The 22,150-nt window shown below is 60.4% G+C and carries 22 protein-coding genes; 13 read left to right on the forward strand and 9 right to left on the reverse strand.

Features of this window, described 5'->3' with window-relative positions; translation table 11 throughout:
* Nucleotides 1-28 precede the first annotated feature (28 nt).
* The 4 genes from argH (at nucleotide 29) to ACYQ6M_RS23885 (ending at nucleotide 5,930) form a co-directional block, all read left to right on the forward strand.
* The gene (argH, locus tag ACYQ6M_RS23870; RefSeq protein ID WP_023002527.1) at nucleotides 29-1,414 is read left to right on the forward strand and encodes an argininosuccinate lyase; all 1,386 of its coding nucleotides are present in this window, start codon (nucleotides 29-31) and stop codon (nucleotides 1,412-1,414) included.
* A 163-nt stretch (nucleotides 1,415-1,577) separates the two neighbouring features.
* On the forward strand, nucleotides 1,578-1,778 hold the full coding sequence (gene lptM, locus ACYQ6M_RS23875) for an LPS translocon maturation chaperone LptM (RefSeq protein ID WP_145903830.1): 201 nt from the start codon (nucleotides 1,578-1,580) through the stop codon (nucleotides 1,776-1,778).
* Between the two features lie 156 nt (nucleotides 1,779-1,934).
* Nucleotides 1,935-3,209: a diaminopimelate decarboxylase gene (gene lysA, locus ACYQ6M_RS23880; RefSeq protein WP_077291392.1), complete on the forward strand. Its 1,275-nt coding sequence runs from the start codon at nucleotides 1,935-1,937 to the stop codon at nucleotides 3,207-3,209.
* A 138-nt stretch (nucleotides 3,210-3,347) separates the two neighbouring features.
* Nucleotides 3,348-5,930, forward strand: coding sequence for a TIGR02302 family protein (locus tag ACYQ6M_RS23885; RefSeq protein ID WP_460075988.1), 2,583 nt, complete (start codon nucleotides 3,348-3,350; stop codon nucleotides 5,928-5,930).
* Between the two features lie 355 nt (nucleotides 5,931-6,285).
* Here the strand turns inward: ACYQ6M_RS23885 and ACYQ6M_RS23890 are convergent, their stop codons facing one another.
* From ACYQ6M_RS23890 to ACYQ6M_RS23900, 3 genes are read right to left on the reverse strand one after another with little or no spacing between them, the layout of a single operon-like run.
* Nucleotides 6,286-6,681 (reverse strand): response regulator, encoded by a 396-nt coding sequence (locus ACYQ6M_RS23890; RefSeq protein ID WP_023002531.1) that lies wholly within the window; start codon nucleotides 6,679-6,681, stop codon nucleotides 6,286-6,288.
* Nucleotides 6,682-6,683: 2 nt separating this feature from the next.
* Nucleotides 6,684-7,247 (reverse strand): hypoxanthine phosphoribosyltransferase, encoded by a 564-nt coding sequence (gene hpt, locus ACYQ6M_RS23895; protein WP_035907880.1) that lies wholly within the window; start codon nucleotides 7,245-7,247, stop codon nucleotides 6,684-6,686.
* 2 nt (nucleotides 7,248-7,249) lie between these two features.
* On the reverse strand, nucleotides 7,250-8,188 hold the full coding sequence (locus ACYQ6M_RS23900; protein WP_460075990.1) for a zinc-ribbon domain-containing protein: 939 nt from the start codon (nucleotides 8,186-8,188) through the stop codon (nucleotides 7,250-7,252).
* Between the two features lie 194 nt (nucleotides 8,189-8,382).
* Between ACYQ6M_RS23900 and ftsE the strand changes: the two genes are divergently transcribed.
* Genes ftsE through ACYQ6M_RS23920 form a run of 4 tightly spaced genes read left to right on the forward strand, consistent with a single transcriptional unit; the run spans nucleotide 8,383 to nucleotide 11,715 of the window.
* Nucleotides 8,383-9,042 (forward strand): cell division ATP-binding protein FtsE, encoded by a 660-nt coding sequence (gene ftsE / locus ACYQ6M_RS23905; RefSeq protein ID WP_031270017.1) that lies wholly within the window; start codon nucleotides 8,383-8,385, stop codon nucleotides 9,040-9,042.
* Between the two features lie 8 nt (nucleotides 9,043-9,050).
* Nucleotides 9,051-10,103, forward strand: a complete 1,053-nt coding sequence (locus tag ACYQ6M_RS23910; protein ID WP_031270020.1) for a cell division protein FtsX — start codon at nucleotides 9,051-9,053, stop codon at nucleotides 10,101-10,103.
* Nucleotides 10,104-10,155: 52 nt separating this feature from the next.
* The gene (locus ACYQ6M_RS23915) at nucleotides 10,156-10,881 is read left to right on the forward strand and encodes a YdcF family protein (protein ID WP_075282716.1); all 726 of its coding nucleotides are present in this window, start codon (nucleotides 10,156-10,158) and stop codon (nucleotides 10,879-10,881) included.
* 57 nt (nucleotides 10,882-10,938) lie between these two features.
* Nucleotides 10,939-11,715: a lysophospholipid acyltransferase family protein gene (locus ACYQ6M_RS23920; RefSeq protein WP_152507514.1), complete on the forward strand. Its 777-nt coding sequence runs from the start codon at nucleotides 10,939-10,941 to the stop codon at nucleotides 11,713-11,715.
* Between the two features lie 90 nt (nucleotides 11,716-11,805).
* Here the strand turns inward: ACYQ6M_RS23920 and ACYQ6M_RS23925 are convergent, their stop codons facing one another.
* On the reverse strand, nucleotides 11,806-13,266 hold the full coding sequence (locus ACYQ6M_RS23925) for an NCS1 family nucleobase:cation symporter-1 (RefSeq protein ID WP_088665215.1): 1,461 nt from the start codon (nucleotides 13,264-13,266) through the stop codon (nucleotides 11,806-11,808).
* Between the two features lie 199 nt (nucleotides 13,267-13,465).
* Here ACYQ6M_RS23925 and ACYQ6M_RS23930 point away from each other — a divergent pair, with 199 nt between their 5' ends.
* Nucleotides 13,466-14,173 (forward strand): GntR family transcriptional regulator, encoded by a 708-nt coding sequence (locus ACYQ6M_RS23930; RefSeq protein WP_460075993.1) that lies wholly within the window; start codon nucleotides 13,466-13,468, stop codon nucleotides 14,171-14,173.
* A 45-nt stretch (nucleotides 14,174-14,218) separates the two neighbouring features.
* Here ACYQ6M_RS23930 and ACYQ6M_RS23935 read toward each other — a convergent pair whose 3' ends face one another.
* Nucleotides 14,219-14,737: a gamma-glutamylcyclotransferase gene (locus tag ACYQ6M_RS23935; protein ID WP_023002540.1), complete on the reverse strand. Its 519-nt coding sequence runs from the start codon at nucleotides 14,735-14,737 to the stop codon at nucleotides 14,219-14,221.
* A gap of 150 nt (nucleotides 14,738-14,887) precedes the next feature.
* Here ACYQ6M_RS23935 and ACYQ6M_RS23940 point away from each other — a divergent pair, with 150 nt between their 5' ends.
* On the forward strand, nucleotides 14,888-15,937 hold the full coding sequence (locus ACYQ6M_RS23940; RefSeq protein WP_460075995.1) for a DUF2125 domain-containing protein: 1,050 nt from the start codon (nucleotides 14,888-14,890) through the stop codon (nucleotides 15,935-15,937).
* A gap of 72 nt (nucleotides 15,938-16,009) precedes the next feature.
* Here ACYQ6M_RS23940 and ACYQ6M_RS23945 read toward each other — a convergent pair whose 3' ends face one another.
* Entirely contained in the window at nucleotides 16,010-16,471 is a 462-nt protein-coding gene (locus tag ACYQ6M_RS23945; protein ID WP_460075997.1) for an N-acetyltransferase family protein, read from the reverse strand.
* Between the two features lie 203 nt (nucleotides 16,472-16,674).
* Here ACYQ6M_RS23945 and yddG point away from each other — a divergent pair, with 203 nt between their 5' ends.
* The 3 genes from yddG to ACYQ6M_RS23960 all read left to right on the forward strand — a co-directional run bounded on the left by yddG (nucleotide 16,675) and on the right by ACYQ6M_RS23960 (nucleotide 19,099).
* A complete protein-coding gene (gene yddG / locus ACYQ6M_RS23950) occupies nucleotides 16,675-17,592 on the forward strand; it encodes an aromatic amino acid exporter YddG (protein WP_296599792.1) in 918 nt (305 codons plus the stop codon).
* Nucleotides 17,593-17,990: 398 nt separating this feature from the next.
* Nucleotides 17,991-18,875: an HpcH/HpaI aldolase/citrate lyase family protein gene (locus tag ACYQ6M_RS23955; RefSeq protein WP_077291396.1), complete on the forward strand. Its 885-nt coding sequence runs from the start codon at nucleotides 17,991-17,993 to the stop codon at nucleotides 18,873-18,875.
* 17 nt (nucleotides 18,876-18,892) lie between these two features.
* A complete protein-coding gene (locus tag ACYQ6M_RS23960) occupies nucleotides 18,893-19,099 on the forward strand; it encodes a DUF1737 domain-containing protein (protein ID WP_023002545.1) in 207 nt (68 codons plus the stop codon).
* Nucleotides 19,100-19,207: 108 nt separating this feature from the next.
* Here the strand turns inward: ACYQ6M_RS23960 and ACYQ6M_RS23965 are convergent, their stop codons facing one another.
* The 3 genes from ACYQ6M_RS23965 to ACYQ6M_RS23975 form a co-directional block, all read right to left on the reverse strand.
* Nucleotides 19,208-20,794 (reverse strand): arylsulfatase, encoded by a 1,587-nt coding sequence (locus ACYQ6M_RS23965; RefSeq protein ID WP_082444719.1) that lies wholly within the window; start codon nucleotides 20,792-20,794, stop codon nucleotides 19,208-19,210.
* Between the two features lie 171 nt (nucleotides 20,795-20,965).
* Complete coding sequence (locus ACYQ6M_RS23970; RefSeq protein ID WP_460076001.1) at nucleotides 20,966-21,499, reverse strand: helix-turn-helix transcriptional regulator; 534 nt, start codon at nucleotides 21,497-21,499, stop codon at nucleotides 20,966-20,968.
* Nucleotides 21,496-22,149, reverse strand: a complete 654-nt coding sequence (locus ACYQ6M_RS23975; RefSeq protein WP_209170819.1) for a cytochrome b/b6 domain-containing protein — start codon at nucleotides 22,147-22,149, stop codon at nucleotides 21,496-21,498. The genes ACYQ6M_RS23970 and ACYQ6M_RS23975 overlap by 4 nt, the downstream gene beginning before the upstream one ends.
* Nucleotide 22,150: the final 1 nt, after the last annotated feature.

Raw genomic sequence — 22,150 nt, forward strand, 5'->3', positions numbered from 1 at the left:
CAAGGGGGCGCCTTCTAAGGGACAGGACATGAGCAATCGCATGTGGGGAGGCCGGTTCGCTGAGGGACCGGACGCCATCATGGAGGAGATCAACGCCTCCATCGACTTCGACCGGAAGCTATATAAGCAGGACATCGACGGCTCGAAAGCCCATGTGCGCATGCTCGCGGAAAAAGACATTGTGACGCGGGACGATGCCGACAAGATCGTTCAAGGTCTAGACACAATCCTGTCAGAGATCGAAAGCGGCAAATTCAAGTTTTCCCGCGCGCTTGAAGACATCCACATGAACATCGAGGCGCGCCTTGCCGAGCTGATCGGCCCGGCTGCCGGACGCCTGCACACGGCGCGCTCGCGCAATGACCAGGTGGCGACCGATTTCCGCCTGTGGGTGCGCGACACGCTCGATACGCTCGACGACCAGCTGGGTGAGCTGATGCAGGCCCTGGCGGAAAAGGCGGAAACCCATGCTGCCGACGTCATGCCCGGGTTCACGCACCTGCAGTCGGCCCAGCCGGTGACCTTCGGACACCACATGCTGGCCTACGTCGAAATGTTCGGCCGCGACCGGGGCCGTGTGCGCGATGCGCGCAAGCGCATGAATGAGTGCCCGCTTGGTGCTGCGGCGCTAGCCGGCACGTCCTTCCCGATCGACCGGCACATGACCGCCAAGGCGCTCGGTTTCGACCGTCCGTCTGCCAATTCGCTCGATGCCGTTTCCGACCGTGATTTCGTCATCGAGGCGCTGGCGACGGCATCTCTCACAGCCATGCATCTGTCGCGCCTTGCCGAGGAAATCGTCATCTGGTGTTCGGCGCAGTTCGGCTTCGTGAAACTGTCGGACAAGTTTTCGACCGGTTCGTCGATCATGCCGCAGAAGAAGAACCCGGATGCGGCGGAACTGGTGCGTGCCAAGTCGGGCCGCATCTACGGTTCCCTGCAAGCGCTTCTGGTGATGATGAAGGGGCTGCCGCTCGCCTATTCCAAGGATATGCAGGAAGACAAGGAGCAGGCTTTCGACGGCCTGGCCAGCGTTTCTCTGGCTCTTGCGGCCATGACCGGCATGATCCGCGATCTGGAGCCTGTCACCAAGGCGCTGAAGAAGGCCGCAGGCTCTGGCTATTCGACTGCAACGGACCTCGCCGACTGGCTGGTTCGCGTTCTCGGTCTGCCGTTCCGCGACGCCCACCACGTGACCGGGCGCATCGTGGCGATTGCCGTCGAGAAGGGCATCGAACTGCACAAGGTTTCGCTGGAAGAGATGCAGGCGGTGGAGCCGAAGATCACCAACGAGATCTTCCAGGTGCTGTCCGTCGACAAATCCGTACGCAGCCGAACCAGCTATGGCGGCACGTCGCCGGTAAACGTACGCAAGCAGGCACGCCGCTGGCTGAAAGAGCTGGCCAAGGCCTGATGGCCCATTGAAGGTCGGCATTCCCCGCAACACACGGCGCGAACTGGTCTTGCCGAACGCGCCGTGTCATGCGAGGAGAAGGACCGGTATGTGACTTTGTAAGAACTCCCGTGTCCGCCCGGACCCGGGGCAGTCGATCCAAAAAGGCATGATGGTGATGACAATGCGGTTCAAAACCCTGGCTCTGGTCGGTCTTTGCCTGAGCGTGACCCTGGCAGGGTGTGGCCGCAAGGGCGGGCTGGAAAACCCGGGAGCGCCTGTGCAGCAGGCGGACGCCGCGGTTGATCCCGCTGTGGCAGCACCGGTTCAGCCGGAAGCGCCGCAAAGCGACAAGCCTTTTTTCCTGGATTTCATGATCCGATAAACCATGCGCGCAGCGGCAGAGCCGGCTGCGCATCGGAGCAAGCCGGCTCTGCCGAGGCAACCGATACGCTCCATCGTTTCAATGCCGATCAGCTTCCGCACGGTCTGGTAACACCGACCGGCCCTGAACCTGATCCAGCCGCATGAGGGCCGTCCCTTGCATCACTTCGATTACAAGAATGGCGAGCTGTTTGCCGAAGACGTGGCGATCGAGACGATCGCGCGTGAAGTCGGCACGCCGTTCTACTGCTATTCCACGGCAACGCTCACCCGTCACTACCAGGTGTTTGCCGCCGCATTCAGCGATATCCCGTCGCTGGTCTGCTATGCGATGAAGGCAAACTCCAACCAGGCGGTCCTGAAGACGCTTGCACAGTTGGGCGCCGGCATGGACGTTGTGTCGGAAGGCGAATTGCGCCGTGCACGGGCTGCGGGCGTTCCCGCGTCGAAGATCGTCTTTTCCGGGGTCGGCAAGACCGAGGCCGAACAAGCCTACGCGCTTCAGGAAGACATCTTGTGCTTCAACGTGGAGTCCGAGCCCGAGTTGCGCCAGCTGTCACGGGTTGCCACTGCAATGGGCAAGACCGCACGGGTGTCCATGCGCATCAACCCGGACGTCGATGCCAAGACCCATGCCAAGATTGCGACCGGCAAGGCCGAGAACAAGTTTGGTATTCCCTGGCAGCGTGCACGTGACGTTTATGCCGAGGCAGCGGCTCTGCCCGGTATCAAGGTCACCGGCATCGACATGCACATCGGCTCGCAGATCACGGAGCTGGAGCCTTTCGACAACGCATTTGCACGGCTGGGCGAACTGATCACGGATCTGCGCTCGCAAGGCCACACGATCGACCATGTCGATCTCGGTGGCGGACTGGGCATCCCCTATATCACCGATAACAATCCGCCGCCGCATCCGGACGCTTATGCCCAGGTGGTCAAGAAGCATGTGCGCGAACTGGACTGCATGGTCATGTTCGAGCCGGGCCGCATGATTGCCGGCAACGCCGGCATCCTGGTCACCGAAGTCGTCTATGTGAAGGAAGGCGCCGACAAGAATTTCGTCATTGTCGATGCCGCCATGAACGACCTGATCCGTCCGACGCTTTACGAGGCCTACCACGAGGTTCGCCCGGTGCGCGAACCGGGGAAAGAAACAGACCGAATCAAGGCCGATATCGTCGGTCCGGTGTGCGAAACCGGTGATTTTCTGGCCCAGAACCGGGATATGCCCAGGGTAGAAGCCGGGGAAATGCTGGCGGTCTATTCGGCCGGCGCCTATGGCGCAGTCCAGTCCTGCACCTACAATTCGCGGCTTCTGGTGCCTGAAGTGCTCGTAAATGCAGACCAATTTGCCGTTATCCGGCCCCGGACCAGCTACGAAGACCTGCTCGGTCTGGACCGGATTCCGGACTGGCTCAAGGGTTCGTGAACAGATCGGCTGACAATTAGTTGAACCGACAGGTTGCCGGACAGCCCGCTATGCCTCACCTTATTGTATGGTGGGCAGGTCCAGCGGGCTGCGTTTCCGGAGAAACGGGCAGTTCGGGGGGCAAAACCGGAGGTACCATTGAGCCCGAGCGACAGCGATCCCGATCAAGAACGGCAGATTTCTTCCGAGACCTACGGCTGGAGGGCCTTGATCCGATCCCGGCTGGACAGCCTGGTGCGCCAAAGTCGCCGTGCCTTGTTCATCGAACGCCTGTGGCGTGCTTTGCTTCCGGTGCTGGTGGTACTCGGCCTGTTTGTCGGGGTGTCCTGGCTTGGTCTGTGGCTGGTTCTTCCTGCCTGGGCAGGCCCGCTGGGGCTTCTGGTATTCGCTGCCGCCACCTTTTGGGCGGCGCGGGATCTCTTCCACCTTGCCTGGCCGACGCGCGAGGATGCGCTCTCCCGGGTCGAGAAATCCTCAGGCCGTACCCACCGTCCCCTGACAACGCTTGAAGACGAATTGTCGGTCGGTGCGAGCGATCGCGAAAGCCAGGCGATCTGGGCCCTGCATCAGCGCCGCACAGCCGAAGCAGTCGCCGCGATCCGTTCGAAAGCGCCGGATCCGCAGGCCTTCCGACGCGATCCCTGGGCGCTTCGTGTCCTGGCCGCCAGTGTGCTTCTGATCGGGTTTTCGACAGCCAGTGGCGATCATTTCGGCCGGCTGGTCTCGGCCTTTCAGAACCCGTTCAAGACAGTGGAACCGCCCAGCCGTCTCGATGCCTGGGTCACGCCGCCGCTTTATACCAGCGAGCCACCGATTTACCTGACGGGCGAAAGCGCCCAGTTGCGCGACCCGGGTGCGCCGATCTCCGTGCCGGAAGGGTCGATACTTGTGGTCCGCACGCAAGGCGCACGTGATCTCAAGATGACCTACGCCCGTGCGGAAGACACCGAGCCTCAGGTGATCGAACCTGAACTTGGGACAGAAACGGAAGATCCGGATCTGAAAACGCTTTTGCCGGTTGAACGCCGGCTCGAGCTGGAAACCACCGGTATCGTCGAACTGCTCAACGGCGAAGAGCCGATGCTGAGCTACGTCTTCGCGGTGAAGCCGGACGATGCACCGGACATCCGGTTGACGGACGATCCTGAAGAACAGCTCAGCGGTGCGCTCAAGTTTTCCTATCTTGTGAATGACGACTATGGCGTTGTAGCCGCTGAAGCTCGCATTGCGCCCCTGCCTGATCCGGACAACAACAATCGGGCTCCGCGCCCGCTTGTGGAGGCACCCCAGTTCCCGCTTTCACTGCCGCCGCGCGCCGGCACAGCCAAGACGGCGGAAACCATCCGGGACCTGACGTCGCATCCCTGGGCCGGTTCTGAAGTCAATCTGTCGCTGCTGGCACGTGACCAGGCCGGTCAGGAAGGGCAATCGCCCGCGTACCGCATCACGCTGCCCCAGAGACGCTTCGGCAAGCCTCTGGCCCGCGCTGTCGTCGAACAGCGCCGTAATCTTGCGCTTGATGCCGAAAGCCAGAGCGAGGTCATCATAGCGTTCGACGCCCTGATGCTGGCGCCGGAAATGTTCGACTTCAAGCCGCGCAACTATCTGGGCATGCGCTTTGCCTACGGCTCTCTGGTGAACGCGAGGACCGACGAAGACCTCAAGGCCCTGTTGCCGCTTTTGTGGGACCTGGCCCTGTCGATCGAGGATGGTGACCTTTCCGCAGCCGAACGCAAGCTGCGTGATGCCCAGGAGGCCCTGCGCAAGGCGCTGGAAGAAGGGGCGAGCGACGAGGAAATCGCCAAGCTGACCCAGCAACTGCGGGAAGCCCTGAACGAATACATGCAGGCACTGGCCGAGCAGATGCGCCAGAACCCGCAGGCCATGCAGCCTTTCGACGGCAACCAGCAGACGCTCAGCGAACAGGACCTGAGCGAAATGCTGGACCGGATCGAGGAACTGGCGCGTACCGGATCCCGTGATGCCGCGCGCGAGCTGCTGGCACAGATGCAGCAGATGCTGGAAAACCTGCAAGCAGGCCGGCCGCAGATGATGCCCAACAGCATGTCCAGCGAAATGATGGAGATGCTCAACCAGCTGGGTGAAATGATCCAGCGGCAACAGCAGCTGATGGATGAAACCCACAAGTTCAACCAGGATCAGCAGCAGCAGCGTCGCGGTCAACAGCAGCAACCCGGTCAGCAACAAGAGGGCCAGGGACAACAGCTGACCCAGGAGCAACTGGAACAGATGCTTCAGCAGCTTCAGGAGGGCCAGGGTGACCTGGCACAGCAACTGCAGGAACTCATGGACCAGCTTAGCCAGAACGGCATGGGTCAGAACCAGGCGCTGGGTGAAGCCGGCGAGTCCATGGGCGAGGCTCAGCAGTCCCTGGGGGATGGACAGGGTCAGCAGGCGCTCGGCGAGCAGGGCGATGCCCTGGATGCCCTTCGGCGCGGCGCGCAGGGCCTGACGGAGCAGATGATGGGTCAGGGCGAAGGCCCGGGATCGCCCAACGGCGCGTCGCCGATGGACGAAGACCCTCTTGGCCGTCCGCGGCGCACCGAGGGCCCGGACTTTAACAATCGGGTGCGCATCCCTGACGAAATCGATGTTCAGCGGGCGCGCCGGATCCTGGAAGAGCTCCGCCGCCGCTTCTCCGATCCTTCCCGGCCGCAGCTGGAGCTCGATTATCTGGAACGGCTCCTGAAGCGGTACTAGGCCCGTTTCTGACAAGGTTTCATGACCCCGCTTCGGCGGGGTCAGTTGTTTTTGGCGGCTATGTTTGTGTTTGTGGCCCGTCCTTTGAGACGCGCACACGTGCGCTCCTCAGGATGAGGTTGTCTTTTTGGGGTGAGGCCTTTTGTAAGTCCCGCGGAGATCCCAGCCACGTTCGGATATCTCTTTGCCGCAAGATCACCCTCATCCTGAGGAAGCGCGAAGCGCTGTCTCGAAGGATGGGCCGCTTGCTCAATTCTCTGTGTTCTGAAGGAATACGGTGACTACCGGCGTGATCAGCCCAAACAAAAACCCCGCCGAAGCGGGGTCTTGGGTTTCGGAATTGCGGCGGCAGGCCTTACGCGTAGCGGCGGGTCTCGCTCGGCAGATCGCCGGAAATGGCGTTGCGCACGGCCTTTCGGATATCGGCGAGCGAAAACGGCTTGGTGACCACGTCATGGACCAGGGATTCCAGGCCATTGGCCCGTTCACGCTGGTCGGCAAAGCCGGTCATGAGGAGGATCGGCAGCCGTGGATAGTCGCGCGCCGTATGCAGAGCCAGGGCAATGCCGTCCATGACGGGCATCTTGATGTCGGACAGCAGCAGGTCGAAGCTGCCCTTCTCGCGGGTCAGAACCTCGACGGCTTCGCCGCCATCCTCGGCCGCTTCAACGGAATGACCGTCAAGCTCCAGGGCACGCTTTACGAAGCTGCGGACAGCTTCATCGTCTTCAGTAAGAAGAATGCGAGCCATGCTCACTCTCCTGTGTTGCCGTCAGCCGCTCCGTCGTCCGGGGCGACAACGTATCCAATATAGGGCAACTGCCGCCAAGCGTGGCCCATATCCATACCATATCCGACGACAAACTTATCAGGACAGGCAAAACCGACATAATCGGCAGATATGGCAGCTTTACGGCGCTCGGGTTTATCCAGCAGAGCTGCGATCTTCACCGAGTGCGCGCCCCTGTTCAGCAGCCGCTCCCGCGCGAAGGCGAGCGTGCGACCGGATTCCAGGATATCATCCACTAAAATAATATCGCGCTCGTTAACGTCACTTTCAACATCGCGCAAAATCCGGATGGTGTCGGAGCCTTCAGTCCCGGCGCCATAAGAGGACAGGTGCATGAACTCCATTTCCGGCTGCAGCCCTGCCCGGTGCATTGCCCGCACAAGGTCGGCCGCAAAAATGAAGCTGCCTTTCAGAACCGCGACAACCAAAAGATTTTGCGGTTTGCCTTCGGCGATTTCCTCTGCGAGCGCGCCAACACGTTGGGCAATGGCGTCTTCATCGAACAGAGTATGGATATCTGATGTCATGGTCACTCTAGAACTACCTGGCGTTGGCCGCGTTCAACAAACCGGACCTGGATATCGGACGCGGTTTTCGGAGGGTCGGCTAATATCGTCCTGAACCGGGTTTCGTCCAGTGCGTTTAGCGATTTTGTTCTGGGCTCGACAGTCCAGGCATAAACTTCCTGCAGGTCTGCACCGCGGATCGAGAGGCGCACGGCGGGCACCGAGTTCAGTTCATCAAGCAGGTTGCGGATCGAGCCCTCGACCACGAGAACCTTCTTGCCGTCCTCGACCTCGGTGAAGGTGCGCAGGTTGCGGAATTCAAGTCCGCGCAGATTGACTTCAAACCCGATCATCCGAAACAGGCTTGCCAGGTCAGGAGACTGTTTGACGAGCGAGTCTCGCATGAGGACAAACAAAACACAGGCCGCAACCGCGACGCCGAACAGGGCAACACCGCCAATGCGCCGAAAATTTCGCCGCAGAATCCAGTTGAGGATCGCACCAATCTGGTCCCGCCGGAACTTGTTCGGATTGACGATGATCTTCGGCCGCTTGGCCATGGATTCGATGTCGGCCTTGTTTTCAGGCTCACCGGTCCTGGCGTCTTCCTTCAGATCCGCAGCGAATTTTGCCTCGTCGCTGGCCGTACGGGCGGCTGCGGGTTCGGGAGCGACGGCGGCTTCGGGTTCGTCGTCGTCGTCATCCGCTTCGGCGTCGAACGTTTCTTCTTCCGCGTCGGCTGCCCAATCGGCTTCGTCCTGTGCGGGATCTTCTTCAACGGAAGGAGGTGCAATTTCGTCGTCGTTCTTTGCGCTGAACGCAACATTGCCTTCTTCGTCATCGTCGGGCGAAACGAACCAGCGGTTGCCGCACTTGGCGCATTTGACGCTACGCCCTTCCGGGCCAAGCGCCTCTACCTTAATCTCGTAGGACGTACTGCAGTCCGGACATTTGATCTTCATGTGCGAAGACCTTTCGCCATGGCATGCTCTAGCGGTTCACTTTGGAACCGAGGGGTCGAAATCCGGCACGAAATATTGGACAAGGGCCAAGCAAATCCTATGACGGGCTTTCAGGTCCTTAATGGACCTTTATATGATTAATGCACCGTTAACGGCCAGGCTATAGCGTTCGGGCCATCAACAGGAGTAATTTTGTGATCCGCTTCGAAAATGTCGGATTGAGATACGGAATGGGATCGGAAATCCTGCGCGACCTGACTTTTCAGATCGAGCCGCAGTCGTTTCAGTTCCTGACCGGTCCCTCGGGGGCAGGCAAGACCAGCCTGATCCGACTCCTGTTCATGTCCCTGCGCCCGACCCGAGGCCTGATAAAGGTTTTCAACCGCGACCTGAGCGTGATCGACAAGCAGGAATTGCCAAAGCTCCGGCGCAAGATCGGCGTGGTGTTTCAGGATTTTCGCCTGCTGGACCATCTGACAACCTATGAAAATGTGGCCCTGCCACTGCGCGTGGTGGGAAAGGACGAATCCGAATACCGCTCCGATGTGATTGATCTGTTGAAATGGGTCGGACTTGGGGATCGCATGCATGTGCTGCCGCCGGTACTTTCGGGTGGGGAAAAGCAGCGTGCGGCCATTGCGCGGGCGCTGATCACCCGGCCGGAGGTGCTGCTCGCGGACGAGCCGACCGGTAACGTGGATCCGCCACTTGCACGTCGTCTGTTGCGCCTTTTCATCGAATTGAACAAACTCGGCACCTCTGTCGTCATCGCGACCCACGATATCGCGCTGCTGGAACAGGTGGACGCCCGGCGCATGGTGCTTGCCGACGGGCGCCTCTCAATTTTCGATTAGGCGGCATGATGGCTCAGTCCGACGACACAGACAAAAAACAGGCAAGCGCCGCCAGTGTTCGCCCGCCCAAGCGAGCCGAACGACCGAAGCGTGGCCGAAAGCCAGCGCGCAAGGCCGCCCCCAGGCCGAAGAACGAAGCACCCCAGGGGGACGATGCCAAGTTGCGCCCCTCCGCGGCGATCGTTCCGCCACAGGCAGTCGCCGGGCGGGCTCTCACGCTGGTGGTGGCCATCATGAGCTTTCTGGCCTGTCTGACGGTCGGTGCAGTGTCGGTGGTGTGGGACGCAGCCGATGCGTGGCAGAACGATCTGGTGCGTGAGATCACCATTCAGATCCGCCCGGCCGAAGGCGTCGACATGCTGCGGGAGATCGACAAGGCCGTTGCACTTGCGCAGGAGTTTCCGGGCATCGATTCCGTACGGGCCCTGTCCGATGCCGAAACCAAGTCATTGCTGGAGCCCTGGCTGGGTGAAGGCCTTCAGCTTGACGGCCTGCCGGTGCCGCGGCTCATTCAGATCACCGTCGGGGATCCGGAACTTCTGAACCTGTCGCAGTTGCGCTCGATGGTCTCGCAGAACGTGACGGGCGCGAGCGTCGACGATCATTCCGTCTGGACGTCTCGTCTGTCGGCCATGGCAGGCGCGGTGGTGCTGGGCGGCTTTGCGATCATGGTGCTTGTGCTCGGCTCGATGGTCTTGAGCGTCGTCTTTGCGACCCAGGCAGCCATGGCCGGCAACAAGGACGTCGTCTCCGTTCTGCATTTCGTTGGAGCGGAGGACGGTTTCATCGCTCGTGAATTCCAGCGCCACTTCCTGATGCTGGGCCTGAAGGGCGGTGTTTCCGGCGGTGTTGCGGCCATCCTGGCCTTTCTGACGGTTGACATGCTGACCCGGCAGAGCTCCGGCCAGGCAGGGTCGGACCAGATGTCGGCTCTCTTCGGCGGCATCTCTGTCAGCCTGCCCGGCTATCTCGGTGTATTCGGTGTGGTGTTCCTCGTCGCGATCCTGACAGCCCTGACTTCTGGCCTTGCCGTCAAGGCCCATTTGGCAAAAGTGGATTGATTTTATCGCACAATGCCGTGAAATTGGCCGAATCACTTATCATAGTCGCGCCATGACCCATGCTGACACAGTGTTAGACCCCGTTCTGGACGACGGTTCTTCCGTCGTTGGCGATCGGCGTGTGTCCGTTTCAAAGGACAAGGGCACAGCGCGCAGGAACGCCACAAGCGGCGATGCGCGCAAGAAACGCTTCGGTCTCAGGATCCTTTTCGTTGCCGTCATCACGGCTCTTGTTGCGGGAACCGTCGGGCAGTTTGCCATGTTCGCGCAGAAGGTTGCCAATGCCAGAGTGCCGGCTGCCGCAAATGCGGATGCCATTGTCGTGCTGACGGGCGGGCATGCCCGCGTCAACGAGGCAATCCGTCTCCTGGAAGAAGGCCGTGCCAACCGGTTGCTGATTTCGGGCGTTCATCCCGGCACCACGCGTGAACAGCTTGCCGCCGTTACTGCGTCCAGCATGCCGCTGGAAAAAAACAGCGTCGATCTTGACCGGGTCGCGCTCAATACAGCCGGCAATGCGGTGGAAACAGCCAACTGGGTCAAGAAGAACGGGTTCTCGTCCCTGCTGGTCGTGACCAGTGCCTACCACCTGCCGCGTGCCAAGGTGGAACTTGCCGGCGCCCTGCCGAATGTCGCCCTGATTGCCTATCCGGTCTTTTCCAAGGACTTGAAGCTGGACAGCTGGTACAGGGAACCGGCAACGATGCGGCTTCTCATGCGCGAATATGTGAAGTATATCCTCGCCCGACTTCGGATTACCGTGCAGGGTGTGCGCTGACAGCTGTCGGACCACGGCCGAGCGGTGGCTTCACCCACGACCAGTCTTTATGGTGCCATGGTTTTTCTGCGCTCTACCCTTTTCCAGATCCTGTTCTATCTCGTCACGTTCGTGCTGATGATCCTGTTCGCGCCAGTCATGCTGCTGCCGCGGCGCTGGGGCTGGTGGGTGGTGCCGACCTGGTCACGGGTGTTGCAGCTGCTGATGCGTGTCTTTGCGGGCATCAAGGTGGAAGTCCGGGGACGTGAAAACCTGCCTGACGGCGGTTTCATCGCCGCCATGAAGCACCAGTCCGCCTGGGAGACAGTGGCGCTGATCCCCCTCTTCAGAAGCCCGACCTTCATCCTGAAGCGCGAACTGCGCTGGATACCGATTTTCGGCTGGTACACAGCCAAGTTCAAGCAGATCCCGATCAACCGGGGCAAGCGGTCAGAAGCGCTGGCGGCAATGATGCTGGCTGCAAAGGAGGCGATTGCCGAGAAGCGCCAGATCCTGATCTTTCCGGAAGGCACCCGCCGGCCGGCCGGGGCAGAGCCGAAATACAAGTTCGGTATCGCGCATCTCTACCGCGACCTGAAATGTCCGGTTGTCCCGATAGCTCACAACGCCGGCCTCTATTGGCCTCGCGCCTCGTGGAAGGTCTATCCGGGCACGGTGATTGTCGAGATTCTGCCGCCGATCGAGCCGGGCCTGGCGCCCAATGCCTTTTACGAAAGAATGGTCACGGATATCGAGACGGCCAGCGATCGGCTGATCGAGGAAGCCCGCACGGCCCGCAAGCCCTCGCCGGTGCTCGAAGAAGTCGACACGCGCCGCAAGGCACAGCCGGTCTGAAAAAAAAAGACCGCCCCAATGCGTTGAGACGGTCTTTCAGTTTGAACGGGTCCAGGCGATATCATCGCCTGGACCTGTCTTCAGGCTGCCTTATTGCGCTGTCTTGCCGGCTTCGGTCGTCTGCAGGCGCATCAGGCCCAGATGCAGCACACCACCCAGAACCGCGCCGATGACCCAGCCGTAGCCGGAGAGTTCCGACAGGGCCGGAACCCAAACGGTTGCCACCGAGAACAGTGCGGCGATGGCAAAGGCAAAGATCGCCTTCATGTTCCAGCCGTTGTTGTAGTGGTAGCGGGCGTCCGGATCGGAGGAAAACAGCGCTTCGACATCGATGTTCTGCTTGCGAACCAGGTAGTAGTCCGCAACCAGAATGCCGTAGAGCGGTGCCAGGAAGGCGCCAAGGGTATCGACGAAAGCGGCAATGCCGATGTTCGAGATGACCGACACCCATAGCGCGCCGATGAAGAAGGCAATGACAGCGGTGATGATGCCGCCGGTCTTGGCCGAGATCTTTTCCGGGTTGAGGTTGGCAATGTCATAGGCCGGCGGAATGAAGTTTGCCACCAGGTTGATGCCGACCGTTGCCGCAAAGAAGGTGACGGCAGCGATCAGCGTCAGCAGGACGTTGTCGACACGGTCGACGATATCAGCAGGGTTCACCAGTTTTTCTCCGAACAGCACCACGGTGCCTGCCGTCACGAACAGGGCGATGAAGGAGAAGAAGGCCATGGAAACCGGCAGGCCCCAGAAGTTGCCGCGCTTCATGGCGCGTTCATCCGACACGAAGCGGGAAAAGTCGCCGAAGTTGATCACGACGGCGGCGAAATAGGCGATCATCGTGCCGACCACCGCGACAAAGGCCGCAACAGGACCGCGCGGGTCGGTTGCTTCGCTGCCTTCGAAGATGGTGCCGAGAGCCGAGAAGATGCCGTTGCCGGCCTTCCACCAGATCACCAGGCACAGCGCGATCATGACGATGTAGACGAACGGACCTGCCCAGTTCAGGAATTTGCCGACCCAGTCGATGCCTTTCATGAACAGGGCAACCTGGAAGACGCAGACGATGAGATAGGAAATCCAGCCGACCGTTGTCATGCCGAGGAATTCCGCGCCGCCCTCAGTGCCGAGCAGCGTGTTGAACAGCAAGGCAACCGCCGTGGAGGCGAAGTAGGTCTGCACGCCATACCAGAAAATGGCGACGATGCCGCGTACCAGCGCCGGGAAACGGGCGCCGTAGACGCCCATCGAGGCGCGTGCGATCACCGGATAGGGCACGCCGTGCTTTACCGACGGGCGGCCGGTGAGATTGACCAGCACCATGACGAAGAAACCGGCCAGCACGATTGCCGCGAAAACCATCCAGCCGTTGAGGCCATAGGTGATGAACAGCGATGCGGCCAGCGTGTAGCCGAACAGGCTCTGGATATCGTTGTTCCAGACGTTGAAGATTTCGAAGGCGCCCCACTTGCGCTCCGAAGCCGGGATCGGCGCCAGGTCCTCGTTGTAGAGGCCTCCGTCTCGCGGACCCGATTTGCCAGATAAATTCGCCATAGTCTCCTCCATGTGGCCGCATCCCCGGCGGCCTCGGTGTTTTTCCGGACATTCGCAGGTCTTCTTGCGTTCTCCCGGACGCAGGAAGCTCTTGGCTGTGCATTGCAAAAAGTTTGTGCTTGCATCTAACATTTTACAAAGCATGTTAGGTAACAGACTATACGGAATTTCAAGCAGGTCCTTTCGGCTTTGCTTGGAAATGCCAGTGGCGACAACCTGCGATCATCCGGACCGGATCGACGGAGCTGCAATGAAGGACGCAAACAAGAGTGAATTGCTGAACGACAAGGCTTTTCAGGCGCTTGTCGAAGCCTTGCGCAGCGGATCGCTGCGCAACGGCCAGTTCCTGTCGATGTCGCAGCTTGTCGACCAGCTGGACTATCCGATCGCGCCCGTGCGCGAAGCCGTCAAATACGCCAGCTCGCAGGGGTTCCTGACGACAGTGCCCAAACGCGGCCTGCAGGTGATGGAAGCTAGCCCGGACAACATTCGCGAATGTCTGGACGTGCGTCTGGTGCTGGACCAGGAAGGTGCGCGCCGGCGGATATCACAGGGAAATCTGGAGGGCCTCGACGCCTTGCGCCGGCGTCACGAGACCATGCGCGACGAGGTGCGGACGGGGCCTGCGGCCAGCCTGCCACCCAAGGCGATCGAGGTGGACCTGTCCCTGCACACATACCTTGGTGAAGGACTTGGAAATTCGCTGCTGTCGGCTGCCTATGCCGCAAACCGCATCCGGATCGCCGTCATCCAGCACGCGCGGCCGTTTCTTGCCGATCGGATCGCCTCGGCGATGGACGAGCATCTGGCGGTCATCGAGGCGCTGGAAACCGGGAACGAGGCCGCTGCGGTGCGAGCCTTGAAATATCATTGCGAGCAGACATTGCGCTGGTGGGGTGTTCCCTGAGCGTTAGCATCCTGCAAGACCTGTACTGCCGTCCCTGAGCCTGGCTCAGGCTTTCAGGCGCTCGGCCAGCCAGGCAAGACCCGTATCGGGAATGCCCATTTCCTGGAGGTGGGCGGCGGTGTTGATGACATAGTCCGGATTGGCGCCGGACTTGCCGACAGCGCCTCTTACGATTTCCAGCTGCTCTTCAAGCGGCAAGGAACCCGCATATTGGGCATGGCCGTGATCGACCATGTAGACCAGCGCTTCCACCTTCTCGCCGCTGTCGAGCTCGACGTGATGATGGTGCTCCTTGTAGACCATCGTCGTCTGTTCCCGGGCGCGCAGATATTCCAGCACCTGCGGCCAGATATCCCCGGAGACCTGATAGGCGATGCCCCGGCATGCGCCGCCGTTGTCGAGGCCGAAGACGAGACCTGGTCTCTGCTGCGTGCCCCGATGTACCCAGGAATAGACGCAAAGCGAGCGATGTGCACCGCGCAGCAGCGCCGGTTCGGCGCGCTGGTGATCAAATCCTGGGTTCCACATCAAAGAACCGTAGCCAAAGACCCAAAAATCGCTCATATCGACCTGTCTTGTGTTACCGCAGCTGCGGAGATAGCAAGCTGCACCGGTCGTTTCAATGGCACTCCGGCAGCGCCTGTCCTGCAGGTGGCCCTTGTCGGCAGTGTGACCGGTCCGGAAATCGCCCGAACCAGAAGAGAGTGTCTCCCAGTGTCCGATATCAAGACCAAGCCGCCGAAACCAACCAGACGCGGGTATATCCTGCTGGCAGGAACTGTCGTTCTGGTAATTGCTGGCTGGTCGGCCGCCTGGTTTTATGGGCAGTCCGTGCTGCGGGAACAACTCGACCGGCAAATTGTCCGCATGGCGGACCAGGGCCTGGATGTGAGCTGCGCGGATCTTGCCATTGCCGGCTATCCGTTCCGCTATGAGGTCTCCTGCGCGGACATGCGTTCGGCCGACCGTCGGGGAACAGCCGCATCGCTCGGCGGGCTGAATGCCGTCGCCTTGATCTATAATCCGTGGCACGTGATCTTAGAGGCAAAGTCGCCTGCGGCCATGTCGGTGCCGGTGAACGGCCTCGAGGGTGGCCTGACGTGGCAGACGGCCCGCGCCAGCGTGAAGTTCAGCGACAATGCGCTCGGATCGTTCGATGCGGTGATCGACAAACCGGAAGCAGCGTTCGACACCGCCCTCGCCCGGGGGCTGTTTGCGGCTGAAAAGTCCGAAGTGCATCTGCGCAAGCAACCCGAGAGCGCGGCGACGCTGGAAAGTTTCGTCACGGTTCAGGACCTCAGCCTCAAATCTCTGCCGGAACTTCAGCAGACGATTTCCCTGCGCAGCCATGCCCGTATCGAAGGCGGCACGGCCCTGCTTGCAGGGGCAGACCTCGTTTCGCTTGTGCGGGCGCAGGGCGGAGAATTGCCGGTCGAACTGGTGCTTACCGAGATATTGCTCGGGGCTGGCAAGGCCACGGCAAGCGGCAATCTTGTGCTTTCGGGTGACGGCACCTTGAGCGGATCACTGGAGCTGAACCTCGGCAATCCGGACGCGCTTCTGGACAGCGTGAAGCCCTTGTTCCCGCCTGAAGACCAGACTTTTTCACTGCTGCAGAATGTGGTGAAGAGCCTGGAGCCTGCCGCCAAGGAAGTCGACGGTGTGCGGACCATCACGCTGCCGGTCTCGGTCGACCGCGGCGTGGTTCGCATCGGTTTTCTGCCGCTTGGCCAGATCCCGCCGTTGTTTCCCTCGGGATCCTGATCACTTGATGGCCTCAGTCCGCACCCTGAACAGCGGTATGCGGACTGAAACCTGCCTGAAGGCGAAGCCCCGTCAGTCGCCGGCGATGCGCTCGATCGGGATCAGGTAGCTCTTGCGATGATCGGGTTCGGCGATCTTTTCGTAGAGCGCAACCGCAGGTGTATTCTTGCCCGGTACGAGCCAGCGCAAGTGCAGCCATCCGCGGTTCTGGCCTTCGCTGACCAGGGTTTCGATCATCTTGCGGCCGGTGCCCTTGTTGCGGTGATCGGGATGGACATAGATGTCATCCATCTGGCCGATCCTGAGACCCGTAATGAGTTCCGGCAGGTCGAAGAAAACTGCGAAGCCGACCAGCTTGTCGCCTTCGAAAGCTCCCAGAACCTCGGCCGTCTTGTCCGACAGAATGCGTTCGGCGTAATAGGCGTCGGGACGACGCGGTGCACCGCGCCGCAGCGCCTGAGCATTTTCGGCAATAAGCGGCGCAAGCTTATGAGCATCATCCAGCCGAAGGGCCCTGATTTGCGTTGTCGTCATGATTTCCCCGGAAAGCAAATCGATTAAGAGTGTGACTTTGGCCCACCATGTCCCGAAACGGGTTCGCTGATCAAGGACTTCGATCAATTAATGGCTGCGGCATTGCTGACGGTCGGCTACGCAGGCCCTGTCCGGGGTCTGCGGCCTTTCGCTTGCGGCGATTTCGTGCCATGAGCGATGCACGGAAAAGACGGGAACAGGAAATGGCGGACAAGCAAAAGTTGAGGGCGACGCTGATCGGACTTACAGCTGTGCTGATGTGGGCGACCCTTGGCCTGTTTGGTGCCGGTTCCGGAAATGTGCCTCCGTTCCTGTTGAACACGCTCTGTTTCGGCTTCTCCGGCATCATGGCGCTGATCTGGCTGATCGCGACTGGCAGAACCCGGTTGCTCAGGCAGCCGCTTGGCGTTTGGGCATTCGGCACGTTCGGCCTGTTCGGCTTTCATTTTTTCTATTTCACTGCCATCCGCAACGCGCCGCCTGTGGAAGCAAATCTGATCAACTACACCTGGCCGCTCCTGATCGTGCTGTTTTCCGCCCTGTTACCGGGGGAACGGCTGCGTCTGCATCATGTCATTGGAACGGTTCTGGGCCTGGCCGGTGCAGTGCTTCTGATCACCGGCGGGGAAGGTGTCGGTTTCTCCTCCGGCTCGATGCTCGGTTATGGGGCGGCGGTGGCCTCGTGTCTGTTCTGGTCCAGCTATTCCGTGCTGTCGCGCAGACTGGGTGCGGTGCCGACCGAAGCCGTTGCAGGGTTCTGTCTGATGACCGCAATCCTTTCGGGTATCTGCCATCTGGCGCTGGAGGAAACGATCCTGCCTGCATCGTCGCTGGAATGGGCATCGGTGCTGGCGCTTGCCGCCTTTCCGGTGGGACTTGCGTTTTTCACCTGGGATGTCGGCGTCAAGCATGGCGACATCCAGGTGCTGGGCGCAGCGGCCTATTCGGCGCCGCTCCTGTCCACCCTGTTGCTGATTGCCTTTGGCTTCGGGGCGCTGACACCTGCCGTTGGCATCGCCTGTGTGGCGATTACGCTGGGGGCGGTGATTGCCGCAAAGGACATGATCTTCAAGCGCCGGCAGAAAGCGCCGGTGAGCATGCAGGCAGACGAACTTCCGTGATCGACGGCAGCGACTGCGTTTGGCGGTACCCTGGTGCACGAACGCAGCCGTTCCCCCTTCGGCGAATTCCCCTGGCCGCCGCGATCCACTAGGGTGTGGACTCAAAAATGAAGATGAAATGGTTTGAGGCGGATTGGTCTTCCTCAAGGCGCGGAGGCGCAGGAAATGTGGTTCATTTTCAAGCTTTCGCAACGCTGAGGAGGACCAATCCGGTCAAATCCGAAGGACATGAAAATGGCTTCACCGCGTGTCGTCAGCGTGCTTGACCGGGCAGAAAGCCCGCTCCGCGCACCCTTCCTAACGCGGTTTCGCCATTTCTCATGCCATTTCGTCTTCATTTTTGAGTCCACACCCTAGGTTAACCGGAAATCCGTTTTCCCGACTTGCAGGATCGACCCATGACAACACAGCCAAGACCCCGCCGTTCCGCTCTCTATATGCCCGGCTCCAACGCCCGGGCGCTGGAAAAGGCGGCAACGCTGGATGTGGACTGCCTGCTGCTGGACCTTGAAGACGCGGTCGCCCCCGATGCCAAGGACATGGCGCGCACGCAGATCGTCGAGGCCGTTTCGGCCCGTCCCTATGGCAATCGCGAGGTGGTGATCCGCATCAACGGGCTGGAGACGCCCTGGGGCGAAGACGATCTGGCGGCAGCGGTGAAGGCCAATCCGGATGCCATTCTGGTGCCCAAGGTCAACGGCCCGGCCGACCTGCAGATGGTTGCGCACAAGCTATCGCTTCTGGGGGCGTCCGCGGACCTGAAGCTCTGGGCCATGATGGAAACGCCGCTCGCCATGCTGAATGCCGCCGCCATCGGCGCCTGCGGTCTGGATCCGGCTGTGCGGCTGTCCTGTTTTGTGATGGGCACCAATGATCTGGCCAAGGAAACAAGGGCACGCCTCACACCCGGCCGCGCCGCCATGACGCCCTGGCTGATGACCTGCGTTGCGGCAGCGCGTGCCGGCGGCATCGACATTCTGGACGGTGTCTACAATGCGTTTCAGGACGAGGAAGGTTTCGCCGCCGAATGCGCCCAGGGTGTCGACATGGGCATGGACGGCAAGACTCTGATCCACCCGAAACAGATCGCCCCCTGCCACGCAGCCTTCAGTCCGTCGGAAGAGGAAGTTGCCTGGGCACGCAAGATCAATTCTCTGTTCGATGAGCCTGAAAATGCGGGCAAGGGCGCAATCCAGGTGGACGGCAAGATGGTTGAAAGGCTACATGCGGACATGGGCAAGCGGGTGATCGCCATTGCCGACGCCATCGCTGCCCGGACCTGACACACAAGAGAGCTCTCATGAAACTCTACCGCTTCATCACCGGCATCGACGACAGCGAATTCTGCCACCGGGTTACCCAGGCTCTCAACAAGGGCTGGCAGCTGTCCGGTTCTCCTTCGCTTACCTACGACGCAACGCGTGGTGCGACCATTTGCGGCCAGGCAGTGACAAAGGAAGTCGAAGGCGTTGAATATTCCCGGGACATCAAACTCGGCGACTACTGATCGCAGTCGGTTCCATTAATCAGGTTGCTCTGCGCGAGCGCTGAAAATTCAACGGCCCCGGAAAGTTCCGGGGCCGTTTCGCTTTGTCGGGTCAAGAAGTTCGGTTCGCTACTGCATCCCCTTCGACAGGAAGTCCTCAACAATGTTCGACATGTTGAACGACGCCCCGCCCTGGACCGGGGGATAGTCTGCAAGGCTCTGCAGATGCTGACCCATGAGCACGCCCATCGGCTGGATAAGCCACGATACCTTCTGCATCAGATGCCCGTAGCCATCGGTTGAATCGTAGCTCTCGAATGGATCCGCACGGATGTTGAACACCAGTGGGACGGTCCGCGGAACCAGGTTGGCGTAATAGTCTTCCTTGGTCGAGAAGTGGAATTTCCAGGGTCCCATCCTGATCGCCGTCAGCACGCTTTCGTAATAGTGAAAGATGTGAGTGCGATTGGAATTGGCCTGTTCGCCCTTCCAGTAAGCCAAGTTATTGACCCCGTCGATGAACTGCTGCTTCTCGGCCATCACTTCGGCGTTCACGTCTTCAATGCCGGCAGCTGCGGCAAGGGTGGTGAACATGTCCTGGTGCGCCTGAATTCCGTTCATGACCTGGCCGGGTTCCAGCACATTCGGCCAGCGCACCATGGAAATGACACGCACACCGCCCTCATAGGTGGTCATCTTTTCGCCCCGGAACGGGGTGGTGGCGCCATGAGGCCAGGAGGCATGCTCCGGGCCGTTGTCGGTCGAATACCAGACAATGGTGTTTTCCGTCAGGCCCTGTTGGTCGAGCCAGTCCAGCACCAGGCCGATATCATGATCGTGCTGCAGCATGCCCGAGCCGTGGTAGTCGGCTTCGGTCGTATAGGCTTCTGCGGCGTAGCGCCACTCGTCGTTCAGCCGCGTATAGAGATGCATGCGGCTGGTGTTCAGCCAGACAAAGAACGGTTCGCCTGCTTCCTGGGCGTTTTTCATGAAGTCCTTGGCCAGAGGGATGACTTCTCCCTCGTCGAAGTTCTTCATCCGCTCCTGGGTGAGCGGACCGGTGTCCTCGACCGTCTGCTTGCCTATGACACCAAACCTGGGCTGTTCGGTATCGTCGAAGGTTTCCGATGCAAAGCTGTGTATGACGCCCCGTGTTCCGAACTGCTTCTCGTATTCCTCAAGGCTGCCGGAAAAGGCTTCGCCGAAACGCTGGTAGTCGCGCTGTTCGGCTTCTTCCTGCGTATTGAGATGATAGAGATTGCCGAAGAATTCGTCGAAGCCATGGACGGTGGGCAGGTGCTCGTTCCGGTCACCCAGATGGTTCTTGCCGAAATGTCCCGTGCGGTAGCCGATCTGTTTCAGCTCTTCCGCAAGCGTTGGCGATTCTGCTTTCAGACCGAGCGACGACCCGGGCTGACCCACGGTGGTCATGCCGGACCTGATCGGGTACTGGCCGGTCAGAAAGGCCGCACGGCCTGCGGTGCAGCTCGGCTGGGCGTAGTGATCGGTGAAGCGGAGGCCTTCATTCGCCAGGCGGTCGATGTTGGGTGTGGTGTAACCCATGGTGCCCATGCCGTAGGCGGAAACATTCTGCCAACCGACATCGTCGCCCCAGATGACCAATATGTTTGGTGGTTTTGACTCTTGCGCCATGGACGTTGTGCACGTCATGAGAAGTGCGATGGGCAAGCCTGCAAGCAGATGTCGAAAAGACATGATCCCCGTCTCCCTTGAACACGCTCGGTGAATTCCTCTGGCAGAGTAGGCGCAACACGGCCATGAGCCAAGCTGTGATAGTACTTACGCTTAATGCACGGAGTGGTCGTATTCGGGAATCGCCCAGGATTTGCCCGGGATATGTTCGGGTTCTGGTGTCGCCAAACAGATTCAGGCCTCAGCGGATACCGTGGCCCTGTCCGCAATGCCGTCCTGAAGCAGGTCCTCAACGAACCAGGCCGCGAACTGGTGACGGCCCGAAACACCGGCCTTTGCATAAATTCTGGTCAATTGAGCCCGGACGGTTCCCTGTGCCGCGCCCCGCAGCTGAGCGATTTCGGAAAGATCCAGGCCTTTCAGGGCCAGGAGGCCGACATCGCTTTCGGCAGGCGTCAGGCCCCATTCGGCAAACTGAGTGTCAATGATCCGGGCAAGGTCGCCACGGGCGGCTCCAAGGGCGCGCTCCTGATTGCGCAGTCTTTCCAGGGTGAGCCGCAACTGCCAGCCGGCCAGAAAAATGCCGACGATCAACACGAAGGCGACAAAGAATTCGAAAATGGAATGCGGGCTGCTGACGTCGGTCACAAGATCGGTAAAGGCATCGCCGACAAAAAAGATCGCGGCAACGGACTGCAACAGCATGAACGCGGCAAGGGCGGTTGTCTCCCGCCGCCCCTGTCGAAGGTTGATCCCTGTAAAAGTCATTTGTCCTTGATCCGGCCAACCAGCATGGGTCGGACCAGATTACGCCTCGTCGCGCGACTTTCAACTGCGACACCTGCGACATGGATCAGGGCCAGCACCAGCATCAGGTTGGCTGCGATTTCATGAACTTCCTTTGCAGCTTCCCCCAGCACCTTGCTGTCTTCGCCCTTTTCATCATCGTCGTCCTTGACGAGCACCGACCAGTCTCCGGCGGCAACCGCCGCCTTTTCCTCGGCAATCGTGATGGGGCTCTTGGCGCCGGTCATGTAAAGGCCGGTTCCGGTTACCACCACAAGGCAGGCCCAGAGCGCATAGACCATGATCGCTCCGGCGGGATTATGGGAGCGGTAGTGGCGCGGGCTACCGCGAACGAGATCGATCAGGTGAGACACCGCAGCGCGCGGATCAGGTGGAAAGGCGGAGAACCTGGCTTCCGCCGGTCCGAGAAATCCCCAGACAAAACGGAGAGCAAGCAGGGCGAGAACTCCCCAGCCAATCCAGATGTGAATGGTGCCACCCGGCTTGTTGAGGAGACCGTTGGCTATCACCGCGACTGCGATCAGCCAATGGCTGATACGCACCAGCGGATCCCACAATTCGGGGGGGCTTTGCGCCCCCTCGTTCGATTGCGGGGTGTTTGAGGCACCCATG

The organism is Roseibium sp. ROS1 (assembly GCF_054658215.1).